18 protein-coding genes and 1 pseudogene are annotated in these 22,474 nt (G+C 67.4%); 10 read left to right on the plus strand and 9 right to left on the minus strand.

The features are described from left to right. The first annotated feature begins 130 nt into the window (after positions 1 to 130). From MTY59_RS24360 to MTY59_RS27555, 5 genes are all read left to right on the plus strand, one after another. Positions 131 to 874, plus strand: coding sequence for a TetR/AcrR family transcriptional regulator (locus MTY59_RS24360; RefSeq protein ID WP_221043424.1), 744 nt, complete (start codon positions 131 to 133; stop codon positions 872 to 874). Between the two features lie 6 nt (positions 875 to 880). After that, a complete protein-coding gene (locus MTY59_RS24365) occupies positions 881 to 2,056 on the plus strand; it encodes a N(5)-(carboxyethyl)ornithine synthase (RefSeq protein WP_221043425.1) in 1,176 nt (391 codons plus the stop codon). A 36-nt stretch (positions 2,057 to 2,092) separates the two neighbouring features. Next, a complete protein-coding gene (locus tag MTY59_RS24370) occupies positions 2,093 to 2,275 on the plus strand; it encodes a DUF6307 family protein (RefSeq protein WP_221043426.1) in 183 nt (60 codons plus the stop codon). A 319-nt stretch (positions 2,276 to 2,594) separates the two neighbouring features. Continuing rightward, positions 2,595 to 4,172, plus strand: a complete 1,578-nt coding sequence (locus MTY59_RS24375) for a wax ester/triacylglycerol synthase family O-acyltransferase (protein ID WP_250160905.1) — start codon at positions 2,595 to 2,597, stop codon at positions 4,170 to 4,172. After that, positions 4,169 to 4,549: a hypothetical protein gene (locus MTY59_RS27555; RefSeq protein WP_250160654.1), complete on the plus strand. Its 381-nt coding sequence runs from the start codon at positions 4,169 to 4,171 to the stop codon at positions 4,547 to 4,549. Before MTY59_RS24375 ends, MTY59_RS27555 begins: the two co-directional genes overlap by 4 nt. Before the next feature lie 168 nt (positions 4,550 to 4,717). Here the strand turns inward: MTY59_RS27555 and MTY59_RS24385 are convergent, their stop codons facing one another. From MTY59_RS24385 to MTY59_RS24400, 4 genes are all read right to left on the minus strand, one after another. Next, positions 4,718 to 5,203, minus strand: coding sequence for a DUF309 domain-containing protein (locus MTY59_RS24385; RefSeq protein WP_221043428.1), 486 nt, complete (start codon positions 5,201 to 5,203; stop codon positions 4,718 to 4,720). Between the two features lie 71 nt (positions 5,204 to 5,274). After that, the gene (locus MTY59_RS24390; protein ID WP_221043429.1) at positions 5,275 to 6,702 is read right to left on the minus strand and encodes a phytoene desaturase family protein; all 1,428 of its coding nucleotides are present in this window, start codon (positions 6,700 to 6,702) and stop codon (positions 5,275 to 5,277) included. Beyond that, entirely contained in the window at positions 6,699 to 8,513 is a 1,815-nt protein-coding gene (locus MTY59_RS24395) for a DUF3556 domain-containing protein (protein WP_221043430.1), read from the minus strand. Before MTY59_RS24395 ends, MTY59_RS24390 begins: the two co-directional genes overlap by 4 nt. A gap of 148 nt (positions 8,514 to 8,661) precedes the next feature. Beyond that, complete coding sequence (locus tag MTY59_RS24400; RefSeq protein ID WP_250160655.1) at positions 8,662 to 9,153, minus strand: hypothetical protein; 492 nt, start codon at positions 9,151 to 9,153, stop codon at positions 8,662 to 8,664. A gap of 257 nt (positions 9,154 to 9,410) precedes the next feature. Between MTY59_RS24400 and MTY59_RS24405 the strand changes: the two genes are divergently transcribed. The 4 genes and pseudogenes from MTY59_RS24405 to MTY59_RS24420 all read left to right on the plus strand — a co-directional run bounded on the left by MTY59_RS24405 (position 9,411) and on the right by MTY59_RS24420 (position 14,552). Continuing rightward, the gene (locus MTY59_RS24405; RefSeq protein WP_250160906.1) at positions 9,411 to 10,151 is read left to right on the plus strand and encodes a lysophospholipid acyltransferase family protein; all 741 of its coding nucleotides are present in this window, start codon (positions 9,411 to 9,413) and stop codon (positions 10,149 to 10,151) included. Positions 10,152 to 10,211: 60 nt separating this feature from the next. Further along, positions 10,212 to 11,810, plus strand: coding sequence for an acyl-CoA ligase FadD12 (fadD12, locus tag MTY59_RS24410; RefSeq protein ID WP_250160907.1), 1,599 nt, complete (start codon positions 10,212 to 10,214; stop codon positions 11,808 to 11,810). Continuing rightward, positions 11,810 to 13,081: an alpha/beta hydrolase gene (locus tag MTY59_RS24415; protein WP_221043433.1), complete on the plus strand. Its 1,272-nt coding sequence runs from the start codon at positions 11,810 to 11,812 to the stop codon at positions 13,079 to 13,081. Before fadD12 ends, MTY59_RS24415 begins: the two co-directional genes overlap by 1 nt. 105 nt (positions 13,082 to 13,186) lie before the next feature. After that, positions 13,187 to 14,552 (plus strand): annotated as a pseudogene (locus MTY59_RS24420) (HNH endonuclease signature motif containing protein). Between the two features lie 70 nt (positions 14,553 to 14,622). Here MTY59_RS24420 and MTY59_RS24425 read toward each other — a convergent pair. From MTY59_RS24425 to uvrC, 5 genes are all read right to left on the minus strand, one after another. Then, on the minus strand, positions 14,623 to 16,017 hold the full coding sequence (locus tag MTY59_RS24425) for a WS/DGAT/MGAT family O-acyltransferase (protein WP_221043434.1): 1,395 nt from the start codon (positions 16,015 to 16,017) through the stop codon (positions 14,623 to 14,625). 121 nt (positions 16,018 to 16,138) lie between these two features. Next, the gene (gene whiA / locus MTY59_RS24430) at positions 16,139 to 17,116 is read right to left on the minus strand and encodes a DNA-binding protein WhiA (RefSeq protein WP_221046638.1); all 978 of its coding nucleotides are present in this window, start codon (positions 17,114 to 17,116) and stop codon (positions 16,139 to 16,141) included. Further along, positions 17,113 to 18,177, minus strand: coding sequence for a uridine diphosphate-N-acetylglucosamine-binding protein YvcK (yvcK, locus tag MTY59_RS24435; protein ID WP_221046639.1), 1,065 nt, complete (start codon positions 18,175 to 18,177; stop codon positions 17,113 to 17,115). Before yvcK ends, whiA begins: the two co-directional genes overlap by 4 nt. An 8-nt stretch (positions 18,178 to 18,185) precedes the next feature. Continuing rightward, positions 18,186 to 19,106: an RNase adapter RapZ gene (gene rapZ / locus MTY59_RS24440; RefSeq protein WP_221043435.1), complete on the minus strand. Its 921-nt coding sequence runs from the start codon at positions 19,104 to 19,106 to the stop codon at positions 18,186 to 18,188. Then, positions 19,103 to 21,046 (minus strand): excinuclease ABC subunit UvrC, encoded by a 1,944-nt coding sequence (uvrC, locus tag MTY59_RS24445; RefSeq protein ID WP_221043436.1) that lies wholly within the window; start codon positions 21,044 to 21,046, stop codon positions 19,103 to 19,105. Before uvrC ends, rapZ begins: the two co-directional genes overlap by 4 nt. A 102-nt stretch (positions 21,047 to 21,148) precedes the next feature. On the opposite strand from uvrC, the gene MTY59_RS24450 reads away from it, so the two are divergent. Beyond that, on the plus strand, positions 21,149 to 22,330 hold the full coding sequence (locus MTY59_RS24450; protein WP_221046640.1) for a cupin domain-containing protein: 1,182 nt from the start codon (positions 21,149 to 21,151) through the stop codon (positions 22,328 to 22,330). Positions 22,331 to 22,474: the final 144 nt, after the last annotated feature.

A 22,474-nucleotide genomic window follows, 5' to 3' on the forward strand; every position in this document is an offset into this window, starting at 1 on the left:
GAAGCCCTTCTAGCCTGATGCACACGCTTCCCACGCTGCACGTCAACGACGTTGGCGAACGGCGTTAGGATGGGGCGGAGCACCCGAGACACGTAGCCAACCGAAGACACCTAAAGGAAAGGGACGCTTAATGGCGAAGCAACCGGCAATTGCCGCTGATGGACTTGACGCGTCCGTCGCCAACCGACCAGAACACGGCTCGGTCAGCCGGTCGGTGGTTTTGCAGTGTGCGTTGCGATTGGTCGATCGTGACGGTGCGGATGGATTGTCGATGCGGCGTCTGAGTGAGGCAGTGGGTCGGGATCCGACGGTGATCTATCGGCATGTGCCGAATAAGGCGGCGCTGCTCGACGGGGTCGCCGAGATCGTGTTGGCCCAATTGCGGGTGGACACTGCGGACCCGGACTGGGCCGGGCAGCTGCGCGCGGTGGCGCATGACTTCCGCCGACTGGCCCTCGAGCACCCGAATGTGGTGCCGCTATTGGTCACTCGGCCACTAGCCACGCCGCTGGGGCAGCGACCCCCGGGCATGCTACGGCCACTGGAGAACGTCGTCGCGCTGCTCACTGCGGTGGGCTTCAGCGGGGTCGACGCGTTACGTATCTACCGCGTGCTCTTCGGCTATCTGTATGGCCACATCCTCACCGAGCTGCAGGAGGTCGTCGAGCGGCCCGAGGAGTCCGATGATGTGTTGCGCCTAGGCTTGCACCGACTGACGATCACCGAGTTCCCCCAAGTGCGTGCGCTGGCCCCAGCGCTCGGCTACTACGACGGTGCAGCCGAACTCGACCGCGCTCTGGATGTGTTGTTCATCGGTCTTGCCGCCACCGTGCCGGCGCCAAGACGCTCTTCCCGCAAACGTGTCAGGGAGTAGGCCGGCATGGGTCAATTGCGTCTCGGTGTCATCGGCGCGACTTGCAAGGAGAACGAGCGCCGGCTGCCAATACACCCGCGTCATTTCGACCGGATAGATGCCGATGTTCGCGCAGGCATCTACCTCGAAGCGGGCTATGGGAAGTATTTTGGCGTCTCCGATACGGAGCTGTCGGGTTGGGTGGCCGGCATCCGTTCCCGTGAGCAATTGATCGCCGAGTGCGATGTCATTCTGCTGCTTAAGCCTCACGCCCGCGATCTGGCCGAGCTTCGCGACGGCCAGGTGCTGTGGGGCTGGCCGCACTGCGTGCAAGACGAGGAGCTGACGCAGTGCGCTATCGACGGTCGACAGACACTGATCGCGTTCGAGTCGATGAACCTGTGGAGTCGCAACGGTTCATTCAAATTGCATGTGTTCCATAAGAACAACGAGATCGCGGGTTACAGCTCGGTGCTGCATGCCATGTCTATCGTCGGTTGGTCGGGCACCTACGGTCGCCGGTTGCGGGCCGTCGTCATCGGCTTCGGCGCCACCGCGCGAGGCGCGGTGACTGCATTGAACGCGCAGGGCGTGCATGACATCAACGTCCTCACCAACCGCAGCGTGACCGAAGTGGCCTCCCCCATTCATCCGGCCCGGATCGTCCATTTCGCTCAGGACCCGAACTCTCTCGATGGTTCGACGGAGATTTTCGTGTCCACCCAGGGAGGCAGAGCGGCGCTCGCCGGATTCCTCGCCCAGCACGACATCATTGTCAACTGCGTGTTGCAGGATACCAACGCACCGCTGACCTTCCTGGGCGACGACGACCTCGCCGCACTACGCCCGAACAGCCTCATAATTGACGTATCCTGTGATGAGGCAATGGGTTTCAGCTGGGCACGCCCAACCTCGTTTGCGCGGCCGACGTTCCCCGTCCGAGCGAACGTCACCTACTACGCGGTCGATCACAGCCCGTCCTACTTGTGGGATTCGGCGACCTGGGAGATCAGCGAGGCGTTGCTCCCCTACCTGCCGACCGTGATCGCCGGGCCTGAGAGGTGGCACGCCGATCAGACGGTGCGTCGGGCGATCGAGATCCTCGACGGGACTGTACTGAATCCAAATATCCTGTCCTTCCAAAATCGACGTACTCAATATCCGCATGCTCGTCGCGCCCGCGGCGGCCGCGAATCGGCGTAAGCTCATCGGTATCGAGCAGCTCGGTTGCGAGCGAACATGCTCGACTACAAAGGACATTCGATGGCTTCGCTCACAACGGCCTGTACTCCCTACGATATTCGTCTCCAACTCGTCACGGACACCATCACCGCGCACTCCAAGCTGGGCAATGACGCGGCTGTCAAACTCGCCGTGCATGTCCTGGCTGCATTGAACTCAATACCCGAAAGGGTGCGCTAAGCACCGGCACGGCTTGCTTCAACCCCCAACGGCCGCACGGATTTCCGTAGTTGCGCGTTGCTTTCGTCCTGCTGATCCGTATGTGGATGCGCCACATTGTGCGAGCGATAACCCGCGGAGCCGCAGTGTCAACGGTGTGGACACACGTCGATTGGCACAGTGTAGACTGACCAAAGTGCGTCGGCACGAATTGCAAGCCATGCCGGCGATCATGAATCACCCTGCGGCCAGGCGTTTGGACGGTCGCTGCTGAGCGCGTCGGGAAGATTCGCCGGCAAGCTTTGAGCTCACGACTCGCATATACGAATGGAGCAGCATGATGCAACGATTGACCGGCCTGGACGGTGTCACGCTGCACGGTGAAACATCCGTGATGCCCACCCACGTGACGGCGGTGTTGTTTTGCGACCCCGAGGCGCAGGGCGAAACGACCGCCGCGGCGATTTACAAGCTGTTGGCTGAGCGCACCGCGGCGATGCCCGATTTTCGCCACCGCCTGCTCACCAGAGCTTTCGGATTGGGTCAGCCGTCATGGATCGAGGACCCCGCGTTCGATGTCCACAGCCATCTGCATTGCGTCCGGCTGGCCGAGCCCGGCACTACGCGCGAGTTGACCACGCTCATCGGTGAACTGCATGCGCAGCCTCTGGACCGCCGCCGCCCGCTATGGGACGCCTGGGTCGTGCAAGGCCTCGCCGACGGCAGACTCGTCGTATTGATCAAGTTCTCCCACGCCATGACCGATGGGGTGGGCGCAGTCAGGTCGATGCTGCCCGAACTGATGACTGTTGATGCCCAAGGTGCATTCGCGGCGGCACCCCCGCGGGCCCGGGCCACGATGCCAGGGGCGGCCGCGAGGGTATGGGACGCGATCGACGAGATCGCGGCCAACACCGCTGTGGGCGTCCGGATCGCCATCCGGTTGGGTCCCGTCGCGATGAAGTCGGCAATAGGAACCGCGCTGGGATCGGTACGCCAACTCCTCCCAGGGGTCGATCCGCGATGGCCCGATGGTAAGGATTTCGAAGAGGACGAGAACTCGCCGAGAACGCAGCTGAACGCGCCGCTCACCGGGCGACGCAGCGTTGCCTTCGCGGCGTTGGCCATGGACGACCTGCGGGCCATCACCGCCGCGTTCGATGTCACTGTCAACGATGTTTTCCTGACCGCAACGGCATCGGCGCTGCGCCGATGGTTGGCAACCCACGACACGGTGCCCAGTCATCCGCTGCGCACCATGATGCCGATCTCGACACGAGGTATCGATGGCGACGCGTCCAATAGTTGGTCACCGGTGCTCGTCCAATTGCCGGTCGATCTGGCCGATCCGGCACAGCAGCTGGCCAGCATTCACGACGCGACGTCCAGGATCAAGGACAGGCGACGCGCGGTCCCGCCCGTCAACCTCGCCGATGTCATAGATCTCGTTCCACCCGTGGTAATCGCCTGGGCGATGGGTGTGTACACCGGCCTGAAACTGTCTCGGTTCCACTCGCCGGTCGCCCATGTCATCACTTCCAACGTTCCGGGCCCCAGCGGCGAAATCTATTGCGCCGGAGCGCATGTGCTGGGGATCCACGCCCTCGCTCCGCTGTTTGAGGGCTCCAATCTCAACATCACCGCCGTATCCTATGACGGCACCCTGACTGTGGGCATCGTCGCGTGCCCCGACAACGTCGATGACGTCGCATCGGTCGCGAGCGCTATCGAAGATGTGGTCGGTGAACTGAAAATAGCCGCCGACGAAAAGTCCGGCCAGAGCGCAGGCCTTTGCCGCTCCAGCGAGCGGGAGTCCGCCATGAAATGCGCTGCCACAACGCAATTCGCGGCGGATGAAGCAGGCTGGCGTGATCACTATGACCTGCGAAACCTAACAACCGGAATGAGGCCACAATGAGGAACTCTGACCACTCTAAACGAAAGATCTTCCGCGAGAATGTGATCCATGTAGGCGCGGGCTTTCTTGCCAAGGAGCGTCCGCACGTCACACAGACGTTGTCCACGCTCGAGGGGCAGCTAGGCAGATGGGATCCGAATGACGTGGACATCGAAGTCACCCTGCAGGACCGCGGCGGCAAGGAACAGCGCATCACTTTACGCACAACCCTTCCCGGCCATCCACTACTCGTAGCGGTCGCGGAAAATACGGACATCACCCGCGCTCTGTGTGATGCAAAGCGCGAGTTGGCACGGCAGCTGGAACACCAGAAGTCGACACACGATCCGATGAACAATCGCCGCCTCAGGCGCGCGACCATCCGCCATCCGGACTAGCTCCGCACCTGTCGACGTCGCCCGGCACGCAACGAAATGGCCCGGCAGTCGATCTGGGATTCCGCGGCGGCTTAGGCAAGCAGTGGACAAACCGACCTGCGCCGCTGGGCGACTCAACGCGGTAGCCACGGCGGCGGCGCGGTATGAACGCCGATCCCGTCGGCGGGCCTACCCGGCTCCCCGGTTTACCAGGCGGGGTCGTAGCCGGGTCGGGGTGACGTCGACCCCGGCGGCGAGGTCGTCGATCAGCGCGCCGGCATAGTCGACCAGCCCGGAGACGTCGATAGCGTGCGGCGCCGGCCGATCCTCGTGGGCAAGATGGGCGGAGGCGCGGCGAAGTAGCGCGGTCGCACCATGGACGTTGCCCCGCTGGACATGCGTGATTCCCACCGCGAGCTGCGCCAGGCCTTGCCACAGTGGCCGTTCGTGGACCGGGCCGTTCTTCAACACTGCCTCGAACACCTCGTGAGCGTTGAAGGCGAGGCCTCGGCCCAGCAGATCCTGGGCATACGCGAGGGCCTCGGCCGGTGCCAGCAACAGGTCGTCCGGAACGCGCGAAACACCTGCGCTGCCCGGCGCAAGTGGTCGGCCCAGAGCGTCGCGCGGTCGGGCGCTTCGCGGCCGACCGGAATCATCGCGATCACGCCCGGCCATCTGCCCATCATGACAAGCAATTCGCCCCTTAGCGCAATCCCGGTCGATACCGCGCGGTGGGGCTGGCGCCGTCAGTCGCTGCGACGCTTCCGCAGCCAAGCCAGCGCCGCCCCGGCGGCGTAGTAGCCACACAGGCCGTGGATTCCGGCTCCCGGCGGCGTCGATTGCGAGCACAAATAGACACCCGGCACGCCGATCGCATACGGGTTGACGGCGATGCGCGGGCGCAGGAGGACCTGCAGCCCGTCGTTGGCGCCGCCGATAATGTCGCCACCGATGTAGTTGGGGTTGTAGGCCGCCAGATCGGCGGTGCCCTTGCTGACGGTTGCGACGATGCGGTCGCGGAATCCGGGGGCGAACCGCTCGATTTGGTCGACGACGGCGCCGGTGGCGTCGCCGTCGTAGCCGAACGGCACGTGCGCGTACGCCCAGATCGGGTTGATGTTGCCCGACGAGCGGGACGGATCGGCCAGATACTGCTGGCCGATCAGGACGAATGGCCGCTCAGCCATCTTGCTTTGTGCGCGTTGGCGTTCGGTGTCGGCGGTCTCGGCGAAAGCGCCGCCCAGATGCACGCTGCCGGCGTGTCGGCAGTCGGGGTTCGTCCAGGGGATGTCGCCCTCGATGGCGAAGTCGACCTTGAAGGCCGAGGACCCCTGCCGGTAGCGCCGGTAGGACCGCTTGATCCGGCCGGGCATGGCGTCGCCGTAGATCCGCAGTGCGGCGGCGGGGCTCAGGTCGAGCATGACGATGTCGGCGTCCGGGATGTCGCGGCGGCCGGTGACAGCCACTCCGGTGGCGATACTGCCCCTGTGCGCCTGCAGGGCCGCGGCCAGGGCGCGGGTGATCGACCCGGAGCCGCCTTGCGCGACGGGCCATCCGTAGCGGTGCCCGCTGGCCAGAAAGAGCAGCCCCAGGGATGCGGTCAGCGGACGGTCCAGACGGGTGTAGATGTGCACGGCGGCCCCGCCGAACAGCCCGCGGGCCGGCTCGGTGCGAAACCAGCGGGCCATCACCGTGGCCGGGAGCAGCGCGCGCGGCCCGAAACCGGCCAGGCGCACCGGGTGGCGTGGGATGTGCAGCACCGGACGCAGCAAGTCCTGCGCCAGCTGATCGAATCCGGCGGCGAGGTCCCCGACGGCGCGCCGCCACCGCGATGCGTCGGATCCCATGCCTGCCGTCGTCCGATCGATCGACTGATACAGCACGCCCGCGGTGCCGTCGTCCAGCGGATGCGCGCAGTCGATTTCCGGCCACTTCCAGGCCAGCCCGTAGCTCGGCAGGTCGATCTCCGCCCAGAACGGCGAACCGACGCCGAACGGGTGGGTGGCCGAGCAGACGTCGTGGATCACGCCCGGCACCGTCAGCTCGGCCGAGCGTGCTCCCCCGCCGACGGTGTCGCGCGCCTCGAGCACCTGCACGTCGACACCACGGCGGGCGAGCTGGATCGCCGCGGCCAGGCCGTTGGGCCCGGCGCCGACGACGACCGCGCTGGTCATCGAGCAGTGTGCCGGGTCGTCCGCGGCGATCGCAAGCGCGGCGAAGCCGGGCGCGGCGGGTCGCCGCCATCGATGACGTGCACCGGGTAGTCGTCGCCGGGCTCGGGCCAGGGCTGACGGCTCAGCATGCCCGCGACGTCGACGTAGCCCTCTTCGATCAGGCCCGTCTTGGCGTCGACGATGCGGTATGCCTGCGTCTGGCGCTGGATCGGCTGGGCCTCCAGGATGATCACCCGCACGTCGCCCTCGTCGAAGTCGCAGCGCCGCTGCACGGCGGCCAGCAGCTGTTCGTTGTGCAGGTGGCCTTCGCCGAAGTTCCACCCGATCAGCGGTCCGGCGATGATCTCGCCGTCGCGCAACAGGTAGTCGGCCTCGTCGGCGCCGGCCGGCAAGGCGCGCGGCACCAACCCCCCCAACGCCCGCCCGTGCGTGTGCATGGATCGCCACGCCATCAACTTGTCGATCATGAGCTCCGCGGTCTGCGGATCGTAAAGCCGGGCAAGCTGATTGGGCGCCAGCGCCGACGCCTTGGTGATGTTCGCCTCGATCCTGTCCTCGACGCCCCTGCGTAGACACCAGGTGCTGGTGGCCCAGTTGCCCGCGTAGTAGCGCATCGCGGGAAGGAACGAAATCTGTTCCGGGAAAAGGTTTCCCGCGATCGGCACCACCGCCAGCGCGACGATCAGGATGATCAGCAGCAGCGGCGAGCTCAGCCCGGCGGCCGTGACGCCGGCGTAGTGCCCGAACAGATAGAACAGCGAAAAGATGAAGAAGACGTTCCATTCCAGCGGGACGCCCATCGGGATGGTGGACGTGATGTTGAGGTGGAACAGCACCATGAAGGCGATCAGGAACCATGCCCAGCGGTGGCCGTCGGCGACGAACACCAGAACCAGCGGCACCAGAAACTCCGCGGTCGTCCCGCCGACGTGCGCCATGATCTTCGGGATCCACGACGGCCGCAGGTCGTCGACCGGGTCGAGGTAGAGCCGGCGCTTGAACCAATTGAACGCCCGGCTGCGCAGCAGTGGGCTGTTGCTCATCATGACCGCGACGACGTACGGAAAGTGGTGGTTGAGCTTGGAGGTCGCCGCGCCCCACCACAGCGCCAGCATGATGATCTTGAAGGCGGCGATCTGGTCGGTGAACCCGAAGAAGAACACCAGCAGGGTCAGCCCGTAGTGCTCGCCGCGCGCCGCCAGGAACACGGTCTTGTCCCGCAGGCCGAGCAGCGCGAGCGCGACGATGGCGGGCACGACCAGCATGGGATCGATCAGGCCGACGTCGCCGGCAGCAGTGACCGGGCCGCCCCGTCCCGGGGAGAGCAGCGCCCAGACGCCGGATGCCAGCACCACGAGATACAGCGCGATGTCGACGACGGTGCGGCGGTCCCCACGGGTGAACGGAATCTTGTCCGGCCACGCCGGCAGCCGAATAGTGTTGGGCCGCAACCAATACAGGAAGCCACCGAACGGCGGCCAGAACCGCGCGGTCAACGGCCCCGACCCGCAACCCAGGCCGAGGATCTCGAACAGCAGCGTGAAGACGACCAGCTTCTGGTACACGATCGGCTGCGTCCACCAGTCGGCGATATGGCCCAGGCCGCCCAGGCCCGGCGTCAGGGAGATCACCGCGGCGGCACCGGCGCCGTACCCGGCGATCTTGAAGACGTAGAACAGATAGACCGCGTACGGGGAACCGAAGCCGTGTTCGACCCAGTGCCGGGTCATGATCTGGCGCCTGGTCGAACGCGGCAGGCTGAGCCACGTCTGCGGGTCGACGTCGGGAAACTCCGGAGCCATGAATCCCATGGGCGGCCTCGTTCCTATCTAGAAACCAGCTGGCCCATAGAATGTATCGGCACCGCCAAGCGGGTGTGCCGCTTTGTGTGCCTCGGTGATCCGCGCCGGCTACCTCGTCACCCCTCCGATGACGAAAACCGCTGTGATGATGGGTGATTCAGCGTACGACTGGGACGTCCCGGCGAACCGCGGGGCGCGCCTGAGCCGAACCCGTTGCCGGTGCCTGGCGGACAAACCGCCGGCGCAGCTTGTCGAGCAGGGTGTCCAGGGTCCGCCGATCCTGCTCGGCGATGCGCACCAGGCGACGCAGGTTCGCCACCGCGTCGAGGTCGCCCTTGGTTTCCGCGGTGCCGATCTTGCGCTGAAACTCCTCGATGCGCTGATCGATGAAACCGCGCCGCCCGGCGAGCAGCCGCACGAAGTAGTCGGCCTGCTGTTGATCCGCGCTATCCGGAGCGGCCGACGCGAGCGCGTCGGCGGCCCGGTCGATGGCCGGTGCGGGGCGGGACGCGTCTTGCCCCTGACGAGTGGTTTCCGGGCGGGACGCGGCGGTGTGGGAGCGCCGCCCGCGCCTGTCCCGGGTGCCGGCCGATCTGTGTGTGGTGCTCGAGCGTGCACCGCGCTCATGTGACAGACCGGCTACGTCCATCGGTGTCCCCTTTGCTCGAGGATTACGAGGATTACTTAGGGCGCCGTAACAATAGCGCCCCCCACCGTGGCGCACCACATGCCTGGACGAAATAGGGTGAAACACCCTCACAGCAGCAAGGGTCCGGTCGCTACCATCGAGGGACTCGTCTCGGCGAAGCGGCCTCGCGCGAGTGTCAAGGGAGGAACGTGACCGACAACGGCAACCCCGGCGGCGGGGACATCGGCAAATTCGACCCCGGCTTGACCCAGCGCCTGATGGCGGTGATGCGCCCGGTCCTGAAGACCTACTTCCGGTCCGAGGTGCACGGTCTGGATGCGTTCCCGCCCGGCGGGGCGCTGGTGGTGGGTAACCACTCCGGGGGCATGTTCCCCATGGACGTCCCGATCTTCAGCGTCCACTTCTACGACAAACTCGGCTACGACCGGCCGGTCTACACGCTGAGCCACGACATCCTGATGACCGGACCCACCGGAGACTTCTTCCGGCGCACCGGATACATCCGGGCCAACCGCGAGAACGCGGCCGAGGCGTTGCGGTCCGGGGGCGTGGTGATCGTGTTCCCCGGCGGCGACTACGACGCCTACCGGCCGACCCTGTCGGAGAACGTCATCGACTTCAACGGCCGCAAGGGATACGTCCGCACGGCGATCGAGGCCGGCGTCCCGATCGTGCCTGCGGTGTCCGTCGGCGGGCAGGAGACCCAGCTCTACCTGACGCGCGGCACCTGGCTGGCCGAGCGGCTGGGCATCAAACGCTTGCTGCGCAGCGCGATTCTGCCGCTGTCCTTCGGTTTCCCCTTCGGCCTGAGCGCGGTCATCCCGCCGAACCTGCCGCTGCCCACCAAGATCGTGACCCAGGTGCTGGAGCCCATCGACATCGCCAAGCAGTTCGGCGACGACCCGGACGTCGACGAGGTCGACGAGTACGTGCGGTCGGTGATGCAGGAGGCGCTGACCGAGCTGGCCGCCAAGCGTCGTTTCCCGATCCTGGGCTGAGCCGTGCCGAATCCGTTGAGCGAGACCCTAGGCCTGGTCAGCACGCTGAGCCGCGCCGGCATGATCGCGCCGATGCGTCCCGACCGCTACCTGAAGATGGCCGCGGCCATGCGCCGCGAGGGCATGGGCATGACGGTCGGCTTCGCGAGTGCGGCGCAGCGCTGCCCGGATCGTCCCGGGCTGATCGACGAACGTGGCGCGCTGACCTGGCGTGAACTCGACGAGCGGATCAACGCGTTCGGCGCCGCGCTGCAGCAGCTGCCCGCGGGTCAACCCAAGGTCGTAGGCGTCATGTGCCGCAATCACCGCGGCTTCGTCGAAGCGGTGGTGGGCGTCAACCGGATCGGCTCCGACGTCGTTTTGCTGAACACGTCGTTCGCCGGGCCCGCGCTGGCCGAGGTGGTCAACCGCGAGGGCGTCGACGCCGTGGTGTACGACGAGGAATTCACCCCGACGGTGGACCGCGCGCTGGCGGACAGGCCGGACGCCGCCCGCATCGTGGCCTGGACAGTCCCCCGCAAGCGGGAGGGGCCCCCAGGGCAACACGATCTCACCGTCGAGAAGCTGATCGCCGCCCACGCCGGGCAACAGCCCCGGCGCTCGGGCCGCAAGGGCCGGATGATCCTGCTCACCTCCGGCACCACCGGAACGCCCAAGGGCGCCAACCAAACCGGCGGCAACGCCGGAATCGGCACGCTCAAGGCGATTCTGGACCGCACGCCGTGGCGGGCCGAGGAGAACATCGTGATCGTGGCGCCGATGTTCCACGCCTGGGGCTTCTCCCAGTTGATCTTCGCCGCGTCCATGGCCTGCACGGTGATCACCCGGCGCAAGTTCGACCCCGAGGCCACGCTGGACCTCATCGACCGCCACAAGGCCACCGGGCTTGCCGTGGTTCCGGTGATGTTCGACCGCATCATGGAGCTGCCCGCCGAGGTGCGGCGCCGCTACAGCGGCCGGTCTTTGAGATTCGCCGCCGCCTCGGGATCGCGGATGCGACCCGACGTGGTGACCGCGTTCATGGACGCGTTCGGCGACGTGATCTACAACAACTACAACGCCACCGAGGCCGGCATGATCGCGACGGCCACCCCGCAGGACCTGCGCGCGGCGCCCGACACCGCGGGCCGGCCCGCGGGGGGAACCGAAATCCGGATCCTGGACCCGGAATTCAACGAACTGCCCACCGGGGAGGTCGGCAGCATCTATGTCCGCAACAACACTCAGTTCGACGGCTACACCTCGGGCAGCACCAAGGACTTCCACGCCGGCTTCATGTCATCGGGCGACCTGGGCTATCTGGACGAGGCGGGGCGCCTGTTCGTCGTCGGCCGCGACGACGAGATGATCGTCTCCGGCGGCGAGAACGTGTACCCGATCGAGGTGGAGAAGATTTTGGCGGCACATCCCGACGTGGCGGAGGCATCGGTGATCGGCGTGGACGACGAACAATACGGGCAGCGGCTGGCGGCCTTCGTGGTGCTCGAGCCGGGCGCCGCGCTCGACGCGGGCGCCGCACCCGAGGCGCTCAAGCAGCACGTGCGGGAGAACCTGGCCAACTACAAGATCCCCCGCGAGATCACCGTGCTGGACGAGCTTCCCCGCAGCAGCACCGGCAAGATCCTGCGCGCCGAGCTGCAAGCGCGGGTGACCGGCTGATGCGGCTGGCCCGGACCATCAGGAAACCCCGGCCGCTCGCCCGAGCCGCGCTCGAATTGGCCAACGCCGCCAACGGTTTACGCCCACTGGCCCGCAAGGGTTACACCACCGTGCTGGTCTTCTGGTTCGGCTGGCCGGCCTCCGAGGTGCCCGGCGTCTACTTCTCCGCCTCGCTGTTCGACGCACTGCGGCGGGGCCGACGCGGCGACTTCGCGGGGCGGCGCGGCAAGGCCGCGCTGACCATGACGGCGGCGTCCTGGGCCATCCTGGGCGTGATCAAGTATCGCGGCGTCACCACTCCCGGTCCGGTGCTGGAGGCCGGGCTGCGCGACCAACTGGGCGACGACTACGAAGAGGCGCTGAGCAAGCTGCCCCAGAGCACACCGACGCGCAGCGGGCGGCGCACCCTGCCGCTGGGCAACACCGTGGCGCGCCGCCGCTACGTCGAGAAGACCAACGTGGTGTCCTACGGTCCGCACGGCCGCGCCAACCTCGCCGACATCTGGCGCCGCCGCGATCTGCCGCGCGACGGCAAGGCGCCCGTGCTGCTGCAGGTCCCCGGTGGCGCCTGGGTGATCGGAATGCGCCGCCCTCAGGCCTATCCGCTGATGAGCCACCTGGCCGCGCGCGGCTGGGTGTGCGTGTCGATCGGCTACCGGGTGTCGCCGCGGCACACCTGGCCCGACCACATCGTCGACGTCAAACGCGCGCTGGCCTGGGTCAAGGAGAACATCTCCCGCTACGGCGGCGACCCGAACTTCGTGGCCATCACCGGCGGATCCGCCGGTGGCCATCTATGTTCGCTCGCGGCGCTGACGCCTAACGACCCGAAGTTCCAGCCCGGCTTCGAGGATGCCGACACCTCGGTGGTCGCCGCGGTGCCGGTGTACGGGCGCTACGACTGGTTCTCGACCGAGGGCGAGGGCCGGCGCGAATTCGTGGACCTGCTCCAAAAGTTCGTTGTCAAAAAGAAATTCGCCACCCACCGCGACATCTACGTGGACGCCTCGCCGATCCGGCGGTTGCGCGCCGACGCACCGCCGTTTTTCGTCCTGCACGGCCACGACGATTCGCTGATCCCGGTCGGCGAGGCCGAAGAGTTCGTCGAGGAACTGCGCGCGGTGTCCAAGAATCCGGTCGCCTACGCCGAATTACCGCACGCTCAACACGCTTTCGACATCTTCAGTTCCCCGCGCGCGCATCGGTCCGCGGAGGCCGTTGCACGATTCCTGTCGTGGGTGTACGCGACGAATCCACCCGAGCGCGACTGAGGCGTCGCAGCGTCTTTCGCGATTCTCTGTAATCCCTTGTGTCACTGTGGTTTCAGTGGCCACAAAGCGGCGTTTCTTGTCGGTGGGTGCGGCTAGTTTGGCGGTGTGAGTGCAAGTAGTGCCCAGGATGTCGACGCGGTGTTCGATGCGCTGGATGCCGACTTGGACCGGGCGTGCGCTTTGTCGTTCGACGCGTTGGATCCGCGCCGGCAACTGGCGGTATTGGAGCGCTGTGAGAGGCTGCGCCGGCGCATACCGGCCTTGGAACATCCGGTGATCAATTCCCTTGCACGCCAAGCTCCGTCGCTAGAGATCGGCGGCACCGTGTGCCATGCGATCGCCGAGGCGACGCTGATCAGCCGCACCGAGGCATCCCGGCGCATCAAGGAGGCGCGGGACCTGGGCCCGCGGCACGGCCTGACCGGCGAACCGCTGCCACCGGCCCTGGCCACCACCGCGGCCGGTCAACGCGACGGCACACTGGGGGCCGGTCAGGTCGCGGTGATCCGCAAGTTCTATCACCAACTGCCCGGCTGGGTGGACGTCGCGACCCGCGAGCAGGCCGAGACTCGGCTGGCCAAGGATGGCAGCAGGTTTCGACCCGAACAACTGGCCGGGCTGGGCCAAGACGCTGGCCGACTGCCTCAACCCCGACGGCATCTACCGCGACGAGGACAGGGCCCGGCGGCGTGGACTGAGCCTGGGTAGCCAGCGCTCTGACGGGAGGTCGGAACTACGTGGCTGGCTGACCCCCGAAGCGCGCGCCACCCTGGAAGCCGTACTGGCCAAGCTCGCCGCGCCGGGCATGTGCAATCCCGACGACGAAAGTCCCTGTGTGGACGGCGCGCCCAGCCAAGAGGCGATCGAGCGCGATCCGCGATCCGCTGCCCAGCGCAACCACGACGGACTGCTCGCCGCGCTGCGCGCGGTGTTAGCCTCCGGAGACCTGGGTCGGCACAACGGCTTACCGGCCTCCATCGTCGTCACCACCACGCTGCAGGATCTGGAAGCGGCGGCCGGTCGCGGGCTAACCGGAGGCGGCACGATTCTGCCGATGAGCGACGTGATCCGCCTGGCCCGCCACGCCCATCACTATTTGGCGATCTTCGACAAGGGCAAGGCGCTGGCGCTGTATCACACCAAACGCCTCGCCTCCCCCGGACAACGAATCGTGTTGTACGGCAAGGACCGCGGTTGTAGTGCCCCCGGGTGCACGGTTCCCGGCTACTACTGCGAGGTCCACCACGTCACCGACTACGCCACGTGCCAGACCGCCGACGTAAACGACCTCACCTTCGCCTGCGGCCCACACCATCGCCTGCTGCGACCCGGCGGCTGGACCACCCGCAAAAACACCCGCGCCGAGACCGAATGGATCCCGCCGCCGAAGCTGGACCGCGGCCAACCGCGAACCAATACCTTCCACCACCCCGAAAAACTGCTACGCGACGGTGAAGAGGACGATCCCTAGCGCGATCGCCGGGGCCTAGCCTGATGGCGGCGACCCGCTTCGCCCGGCTTCGCCGCGCTTGCGATCGCCGCTAACCGTTCTCGCGCGCGGCGGCCTTCTCCAGGTCGGTCAACGCCGGCTCGATCCGATCGGCCATATCGTCGATGTCGTTGGCCACCTCGGGGGTGGTCACGAAACCGAAGTCCAGGTAATCGGTGTAGGAGAAGCAGGTGATGTTGAGCGCGACGTCCATCACCGGCGGCCCCAGCGGCACCAGCGAATCCAGCTTGGCGCCGGCCATGTACAGCGGGAACGGCGGGCCGGGGACGTTTGAGACAACCAGGTTGATAGGAGCCAGGTTTCGCGACAGCCCGCTGGCCGTGTAGGCCCGGGCGGCGAGCCCCAACAACCCCGGCGGCGTGGTCTCGGTCAGCCCCATGATCTGATGCGCCGACAACGCCTTGGCCATCAGCTTCGCGTTCTGGGTGCTCTCGCGAATGGCCCGCAGCCGCTCCCCCGGGTCTTCGACATCGGTGGCCAACGAGACCGTCATCGAGCCCACCTGGTTGCCGACGTCGTCCTTGTTCTCGTCGGTGCGCGTCGACACGGGGATCTGCGCGATCAGCGCTTTGGCGGGCAGCTCGCCGCGCTTCTGCAAGTAGTCGCGGACCGCGCCGGCCACCAGCGCGAGCACGACGTCGTTGAGCTTGACGCCGTACGCGTCCTTGATGACTTTGGCGCGGGTCAGTTCGACGCGGCAGCCGGTGATGCGCCGGTGCGGCGAGACCGGTGCATTGAAACGGGTTTTGGGCGCCTCGAAGTAACGCGGCGGTCTGCTGCGCACACCCAGTGTGGCGATCTGCTGGCGCACGGTCTGCTCCATCAGCCGAGCGATGCGGAACGGCGTCTTGACACCGACGTTGATCAGCGCGCCCACGGCGCGCCGCTCCAGCCCCGGCAGCTCGAACCCCACCAGCGATCCGACCGTTTCCTGTTGCGGCGCACGCGGTTCCGGCGTGGCGTCGAACAGGATCTCGCCCAGCCCGGCGCCCGAGACCCCGTCGACGATGGCGTGGTGCATCTTGGTCAGCGTGGCGATCCGGCCGCCCTCGACGCCCTCGATCACCCACATCTCCCACAGCGGCCGGGAGCGGTCCAGTTTGTAGGACATCAACCGGCCCACCAGCTCCTCGAGCTCGCGACGCCCGCCCGGCGCCGGCACACCGATGCGACGGACGTGGAAGTCGACGTCGAGCTCCTCGTCTTCGACGAACCACGGCCGGTCCAAGCCCAGCGGCGCGCCGGTGACCCGCCATCGCAGCTGCGGCACCTCCGGCAGGCGCTCGATCAACAATTGACGGAGACGTTGAAAGCTGTACTCGGAAGTGTCCTTCGGGTCGCAGATCGCCAGCGCCCCCACATGCATGTGCCAGCCCGCAGTTTCTGCAGACCAAAACGCCGCATCAACACTCGAAAGCCGTTTCATCACCCGACCGTAGCCCCCCAACCCCCATCGCGACCAGCAATGGTAAACAAACTACCCGCGGGTTAGGCGTCGCTTGATTCGCCCGACTCCTCAGCCCGCCGCTTCGCGGCGCGCATCGTCATCAGGCGTCCTCCAGCAGATCCGGTGTGACCGCCGACTCGGTGTCGGGAATGCCCTCGACCTTCGCCTTGCGATCGGCCATCGACAACAGTCGCCGAATACGTCCCGCCACAGCATCTTTCGTCATCGGCGGGTCGGCGAGCCGGCCGAGCTCCTCCAGCGACGCCTGCCGGTGCTCGACCCGCAGCTTGCCGGCCGAGGCCAGATGGTTGGGGACGGTGTCGCCCAGGATCTCCAGGGCCCGCTCCACCCGGGCCGCGGCCGCGACCGCGGCCCGCGCCGAGCGGCGCAGGTTGGCGTCGTCGAAGTTGGCGAGCCGGTTGGCCGTGGCGCGGACCTCGCGCCGCATCCGGCGCTCCTCCCAGACCAGCCGGGTGTCCTGGGCGCCCATCCGGGTAAGCAGCGCGCCGATCGCCTCGCCGTCGCGCACCACCACCCGGTCGGCGCCGCGGACCTCGCGGGCCTTCGCGCTGACACCGAGCCGGCGCGCGGCACCCACCAACGCCAGCGCCGCCTCCGGGCCGGGGCAGCTGACTTCCAACGCCGACGAACGCCCGGGTTCGGTCAGCGACCCGTGCGCCAGGAAGGCTCCCCGCCAGGCGGCCTCGGCGTCGCCGACGCTGCCGCCCACCACCTGGGCCGGCAGTCCGCGCACCGGGCGGCCGCGGTTGTCGAGCAGGCCGGTCTGGCGCGCCAACGCCTCGCCGTCGTTGGCCACCCGCAACACGTATCGGGTGCTCTTGCGAATCCCGCTGGCCGACAACACATGTACGACGGCGCTATATCCGTAGAGCTCGAAAATGTCCTTACGCAACCGCCGCGCGACGTTACCCAGGTCCACCTCGGCCTCGACCACCACGCGGCCACCGACGATATGCAGCCCACCGGCGAACCTCAGCAGGGACGTGACCTCCGCCCGGCGCGCGCTGACCGATTTCACGATGAGGCGGCTCAGTTCGTCTTTGACTTCGGTCGTCATGGCCACGCGTCGTCACCCCTTGGTCCGCTGCCGGCCGGTCCACTCCCCCCGGCTGGTGGGCTTGCACCGTCGACCCGAATATCCGCGGTGGCCGTGACCGACGACGGTCCCGGAGCCTTGTGGGCCGCCCGGACCCCGTCCAGGGCCGCCGCGAGCTTGCCTGGATCATGTAAAGGTGTACCAGGTCTGGCCACGTCGGCGAAGTGGACCTCGGCCGAAAGCAGTGTGGCGGTGCGGCGCAGTTGATCGCGCTCGCGCTCACTGGGCACCCGTTCGACGTCGATGATGATGTCGTGCACGCTGAACTCCGGTGCGTGCTGGGCCAGCACGTGCAGATGACGCTCGACGGAGAAGCCGGCCGTCTCCCCCGGCTCGGCCACCAGATTGAGCACCAGGGCGCGGCGCGCGGTGGTCGCCCGCAGCGCCGCGGCCAGCTCGGGCACCAGCACATGCGGGATCACGCTGGTGAACCACGAGCCGGGGCCCAGCACCACCAGATCGGCGGCCATGATGGCGTCGACGGCCTGGCGGGTCGCCGGGGGGTTGTCCGGCAGCAGCCGGACGCGGCGCACCTTGCCCGGCGTGGTCGCGATGGCCACCTGGCCGCGGATCAGCCGGAACATCCGCGGGTCGCCTTCCAGACCGGAGACGTCGGCCTCGATCTGCAGCGCGATCGGGCACATCGGCAGCACCCGGCCCTTGACGCCGAGGATGCGTCCGAGCTCGTCGAGGGCCGCCACCGGGTCGGCCAGCACCTCGGACAGGCCGGCCAGCATCAGGTTGCCGATCGGATGCCCGGCCAGGGCGCCGCTGCCGCCGAACCGGTGCTGCATGATGGTCGCCCACAGCCGCCCATGCGGACTGTCAGACGCCAAGGCCGCCAACGCCATTCGCAGATCACCCGGCGGCACCACACCCAGTTCGCTGCGCAGCCGACCGGAAGAACCACCGTCGTCGGCGACGGTCACCACCGCGGTGACGTAGGGAGTCAGCCGGCGGGCCGCCGACAACGTCGCGTACAGGCCGTGTCCGCCGCCCAGCGCGACGATGCCCCGGTTCAGCGGCTCGGTCATTCGCGGCCCAGATCCCGGTGCAGCACCCGCACCGACAGTTGCGCTTCGCCCTTCTGGGCGTTCAGCAACTGCATCAACGCCTCCGCGATCGCGACGCTGCGATGCTTACCGCCCGTGCACCCGATGGCGACCGTCATATAACGCTTGCCCTCCCGGCGGTAGCCGTCGACGACCAGAGATAGCAATCGATGGTAGGCGTCGAGGAACTCGGCCGCGCCGGGCTGGCTCAACACGTAATCACGCACCGCGGGGTCCTGCCCGGTGCGGGGACGCAACTCGTCAACCCAGTGCGGGTTCGGCAGGAACCGCACGTCCATCACCATGTCGGCGTCCATCGGCAGGCCGTACTTGAAGCCGAACGATTCGACCGTGACGCTGGTGGTCGCACTGGCGTCACCGCCGAACGCCCGCTCGATGGTCTCGCGTAGGCCCCGCACCGACAGCGTCGAGGTGTCGATGATCAGGTCGGCGGTGGCGCGAACGGAGGCCAGCATCCGGCGCTCGGCGGCGATGCCCTCGGCCAGCGTCTGATCGCCCTGCAACGGGTGGCTGCGGCGATTCTGCTCGTAGCGGCGCACCAACATGTCGTCGGATGCTTCCATGAAAACCACCCGCGGGGCGATGTTTCGGGTCGCCAGCTCCCTGCGCACCGAGTCCAGATCACCGGTGAAGCCGCGCGACCGCACGTCCATCACCACCGCCAGCTGGGTGATCCGCGACCCCGCGTCCATACCGAGATCGACCATCCGGGTGATCAGCTGCGGGGGCAGGTTGTCCGCCACATACCAGCCGAGGTCTTCGAGCACCTTGGCCGCGGTGCCCCGCCCGGCGCCGGACAATCCGGTCACCAGAACGACGTCGATACCGGCCGGGGCATCCACCGAGTGGCCACCCGCGAACTCACCTGGGCCCGTCACCGGGCGGCCTCGGACTGATCGGGTCGCAGCGCCTCCAGGACGGCGGTGGCGGTTGCCACCCCGATGCCGGGAACGGCGGTGATCTGGTCGACGGTGGCCTCCTTGAGGCGGGCTATCGATCCGAAATGGCTTACCAGTGCCTTGCGGCGATGTTCTCCCAATCCGGGCACCGAATCCAGCACCGATGCCGTCATTCGCTTGGATCGCTTGCTGCGATGGTAGGTGATCGCGAACCGGTGCGCTTCGTCACGGACGCGTTGCAGCAGATAAAGCCCCTCGCTGTTGCGCGGCATGATGACAGGATCGGGCTCCGACGGCACCCACACCTCTTCCAGCCGCTTGGCCAGGCCGATCACCGCGACGTCGGTGATGCCGAGTTCCTCGAGCACCGCGCTGGCCGCGTTGACTTGCGGCGCACCGCCGTCGACGACGTACAGATTCGGCGGATAGGCGAACCGGCGAGACTTCCCTTCCGGCGAAACCATATTCGGGTCGTTTTGTTCACTCAGGTGCCGCGCGAAGCGGCGCCGGGTCACCTCGGCGATGGAGGCGACGTCGTCGGAGCGCCCCTGTCCGGCGGCTTCCCGAATGCTGAAATGCCGGTAGTCCGACTTGCGCGGCAGCCCGTCCTCGAACACCACCAGCGAGCCCACCACGTCGGTGCCCTGAACATGGCTGATGTCCACGCATTCGATGCGCAGCGGCGCGTCGGACAGGCCGAGGGTATCCTGGATGTTCTGCAGCGCAGCGGATCTGGCGTTGAAGTCGCCGGCGCGCCTCAGTTTGTGTTGCTGCAGCGCATCTTTCGCGTTGCGCTGCACGGTTTCGGCCAGCGCGCGCTTGTCGCCGCGCCGCGGCACGCGCAGCACCACCCGCGATCCGCGCAAGCCGGACAGCCAACTGGTCAGCTCGCCGGCATTGGACGGCAGGCAGGGCACCAGCACCTCGCGAGGCACCGGGTTCGCCGATTCGTCTGCGGCGCCGCCCAATTCGGCCTGGTCACCGTAGAACTGGGTCAGGAACTGCTCCACCAGCTGTTCCTCACCGGAATCACCTGGGTCGGCGGACTTTTCGACGATCCAGCCGCGCTGGCCGCGGACCCGGCCGCCGCGAACGTGGAACACCTGAACCGCGGCCTCGAGCTCGTCGTCGGCGAACGCCACCACATCGGCGTCGGTGCCATCGCCCAGGACGACGGCCTGTTTCTCCATCGCCCGCTTCACAGCAGCCAGGTCGTCGCGCAGCCGCGCGGCCCGCTCGAAATCGAGCTGCTCGGCCGCGGCGTTCATCCGCTGTTCCAGCTCCCGGGCGAACCGGTCGGTCTTGCCGGACAGGAAGTCGCAGAAATCGTCCACGATCTGGCGGTGCTGTTCCGCGCTGACCCTGCCGATACACGGCGCCGAGCATTTGTCGATGTAGCCGAGCAGGCAGGGGCGATCGATCTGCTTGTGCCGCTTGAACACTCCCGCCGAGCAGGTGCGAGCCGGAAACACCCGGGTGAGCAGGTCCAGCGTTTCCCGGATGGCCCACGCGTGCGAGTACGGCCCGAAATACCGCACCCCCTTGCGGCGGGGGCCGCGATAGACCATCAGCCGCGGGAACTCCTCGTTGAGCGTCACCGCCAGCACCGGGTAGGTCTTGTCGTCGCGGTAGCGGACGTTGAACCGCGGGTCGAACTCTTTGATCCAGTTGTATTCGAGCTGCAGTGCCTCGACTTCGGTGTTGACCACCGTCCACTCGACCTTGGCCGCGGTGGTCACCATCTGCCGGGTTCGCGGGTGCAGGCTGGAGATGTCGGCGAAGTATGACGTCAGCCGGCTGCGCAGGCTCTTGGCCTTGCCGACGTAGATGACTCGCCCGTACGGATCCCGGAATCGGTAGACGCCGGGCTCGACCGGGATGGACCCGGGTGCGGGGCGGTAGGTGGCGGGATCGGGCACAGATCCAGGCTAGTAGCCGCGGCCGTGGTGCCGAGAAAGGCGGGGCGCGTGCGGGTGCCGGTCTACTGTGGTGCATACCGGTCGCCACGATGTCTGAGGGGGATTACCGTCGAGTCCTCGCTAGCCTGGTTGCTGCAGCCCCTCGCTGTCGACACCTTCCTCGACGAGATCTGGGCGAGCAGGCACCACCACATCCAGCGCTGCCGACCGGGCTACTTCGACCGGCTGCTGCCCGGGCCTTCGGCCGCCGACGAGCTCCTCGAGCACGTGCAGCCGGAACCGTCGGCCGTGCGGCTGGTCAAGGGTGGCGAGGACAAGGATCCGGCGGCCTACCGCCGCGCCGACGGCGGCCTGGACCCGGCCCGGGCACGCGACGGCCTGGCCGAGGGCTACACCATCGTCATCAATGGGGTCGAGCGCTACCTGCGCACGATCGCGTCGTTGTCCCATTCCATCGAGGTCGAGCTGAACTTCCCGACCCGGGTGAACGCCTACGTCACGCCGCCGAAGTCCACCGGCTTCGCCCCGCACTACGACCCGCACGACGTGCTGGTCCTGCAGATCCAGGGATCCAAGACGTGGCATGTGTCCGACGCGGCCGCTGTGCCGCCGCACGAGATCCAGCGGCGCAGGGGTGTGGGGACGGATGGGCTCACGTCGCCGACCGACGTGTGCCTGCAACCCGGCGACGTGCTGTATTTGCCGCGCGGCCAAGTACATTCGGCCGAAACGCGCTCCGAGCCATCGGTCCACCTGACGATCGGGCTCCATGCCCCCACCGTCCTCACGCTCCTCACGCACGAGCTGTACGCGCTGAGTCTGCGCGACCCGCGCGTGCACGCCCGCTTATCGCCACGGCACCAAAACGACGCCACCTCCCGCGCCGGCCTTGGCGAGCTGGTGCGCGACACCCTGCGCGCCCTGGAGGATCCCGAGCTCCTCACCGAAAGCCTCGACGCGCTGGCCGACGTCCTGGTCCGGCGAGGCCGATGCCCTCCGGTCGGCCGGGTCAGCGACACCGTCGGGATCGACGGGCACACGCTGGTCGCGAAGTATGAACCGCTCTATGCGCGGGTGGCGCACGTCGACGACCGCGTCGTCCTGCAGTTCGCGCAGCTCTCGGTCGGCGCCGGCACCGACCATGAGGCGGCGATGCTGTTCCTCGCCGGCAGCACCGAGCCGTTTCGGGTCGGCGACCTGCCCGGGTTGACCCCGGCGCAGCAGACCGGGCTGGCACAGACGCTGATCCTGAACGGGTTCCTGACCCGGCTGTCCGAAGGCTGACAGTTAGCTTCGTATCTCCGGTGAAAGTACCGCTTTCTATCCGCATTTGCGGATATTTTCCGCGTAGGCTTCGGTACATGCGGGTCGCCGTCCGTGTGGCGGCAGTCTTTATCGCTTGGCTGGCCCATGGCCAGCCTCCGCCCA

The sequence above is a fragment of the Mycobacterium senriense genome, assembly GCF_019668465.1.
GTDB lineage: Bacteria > Actinomycetota > Actinomycetes > Mycobacteriales > Mycobacteriaceae > Mycobacterium > Mycobacterium senriense.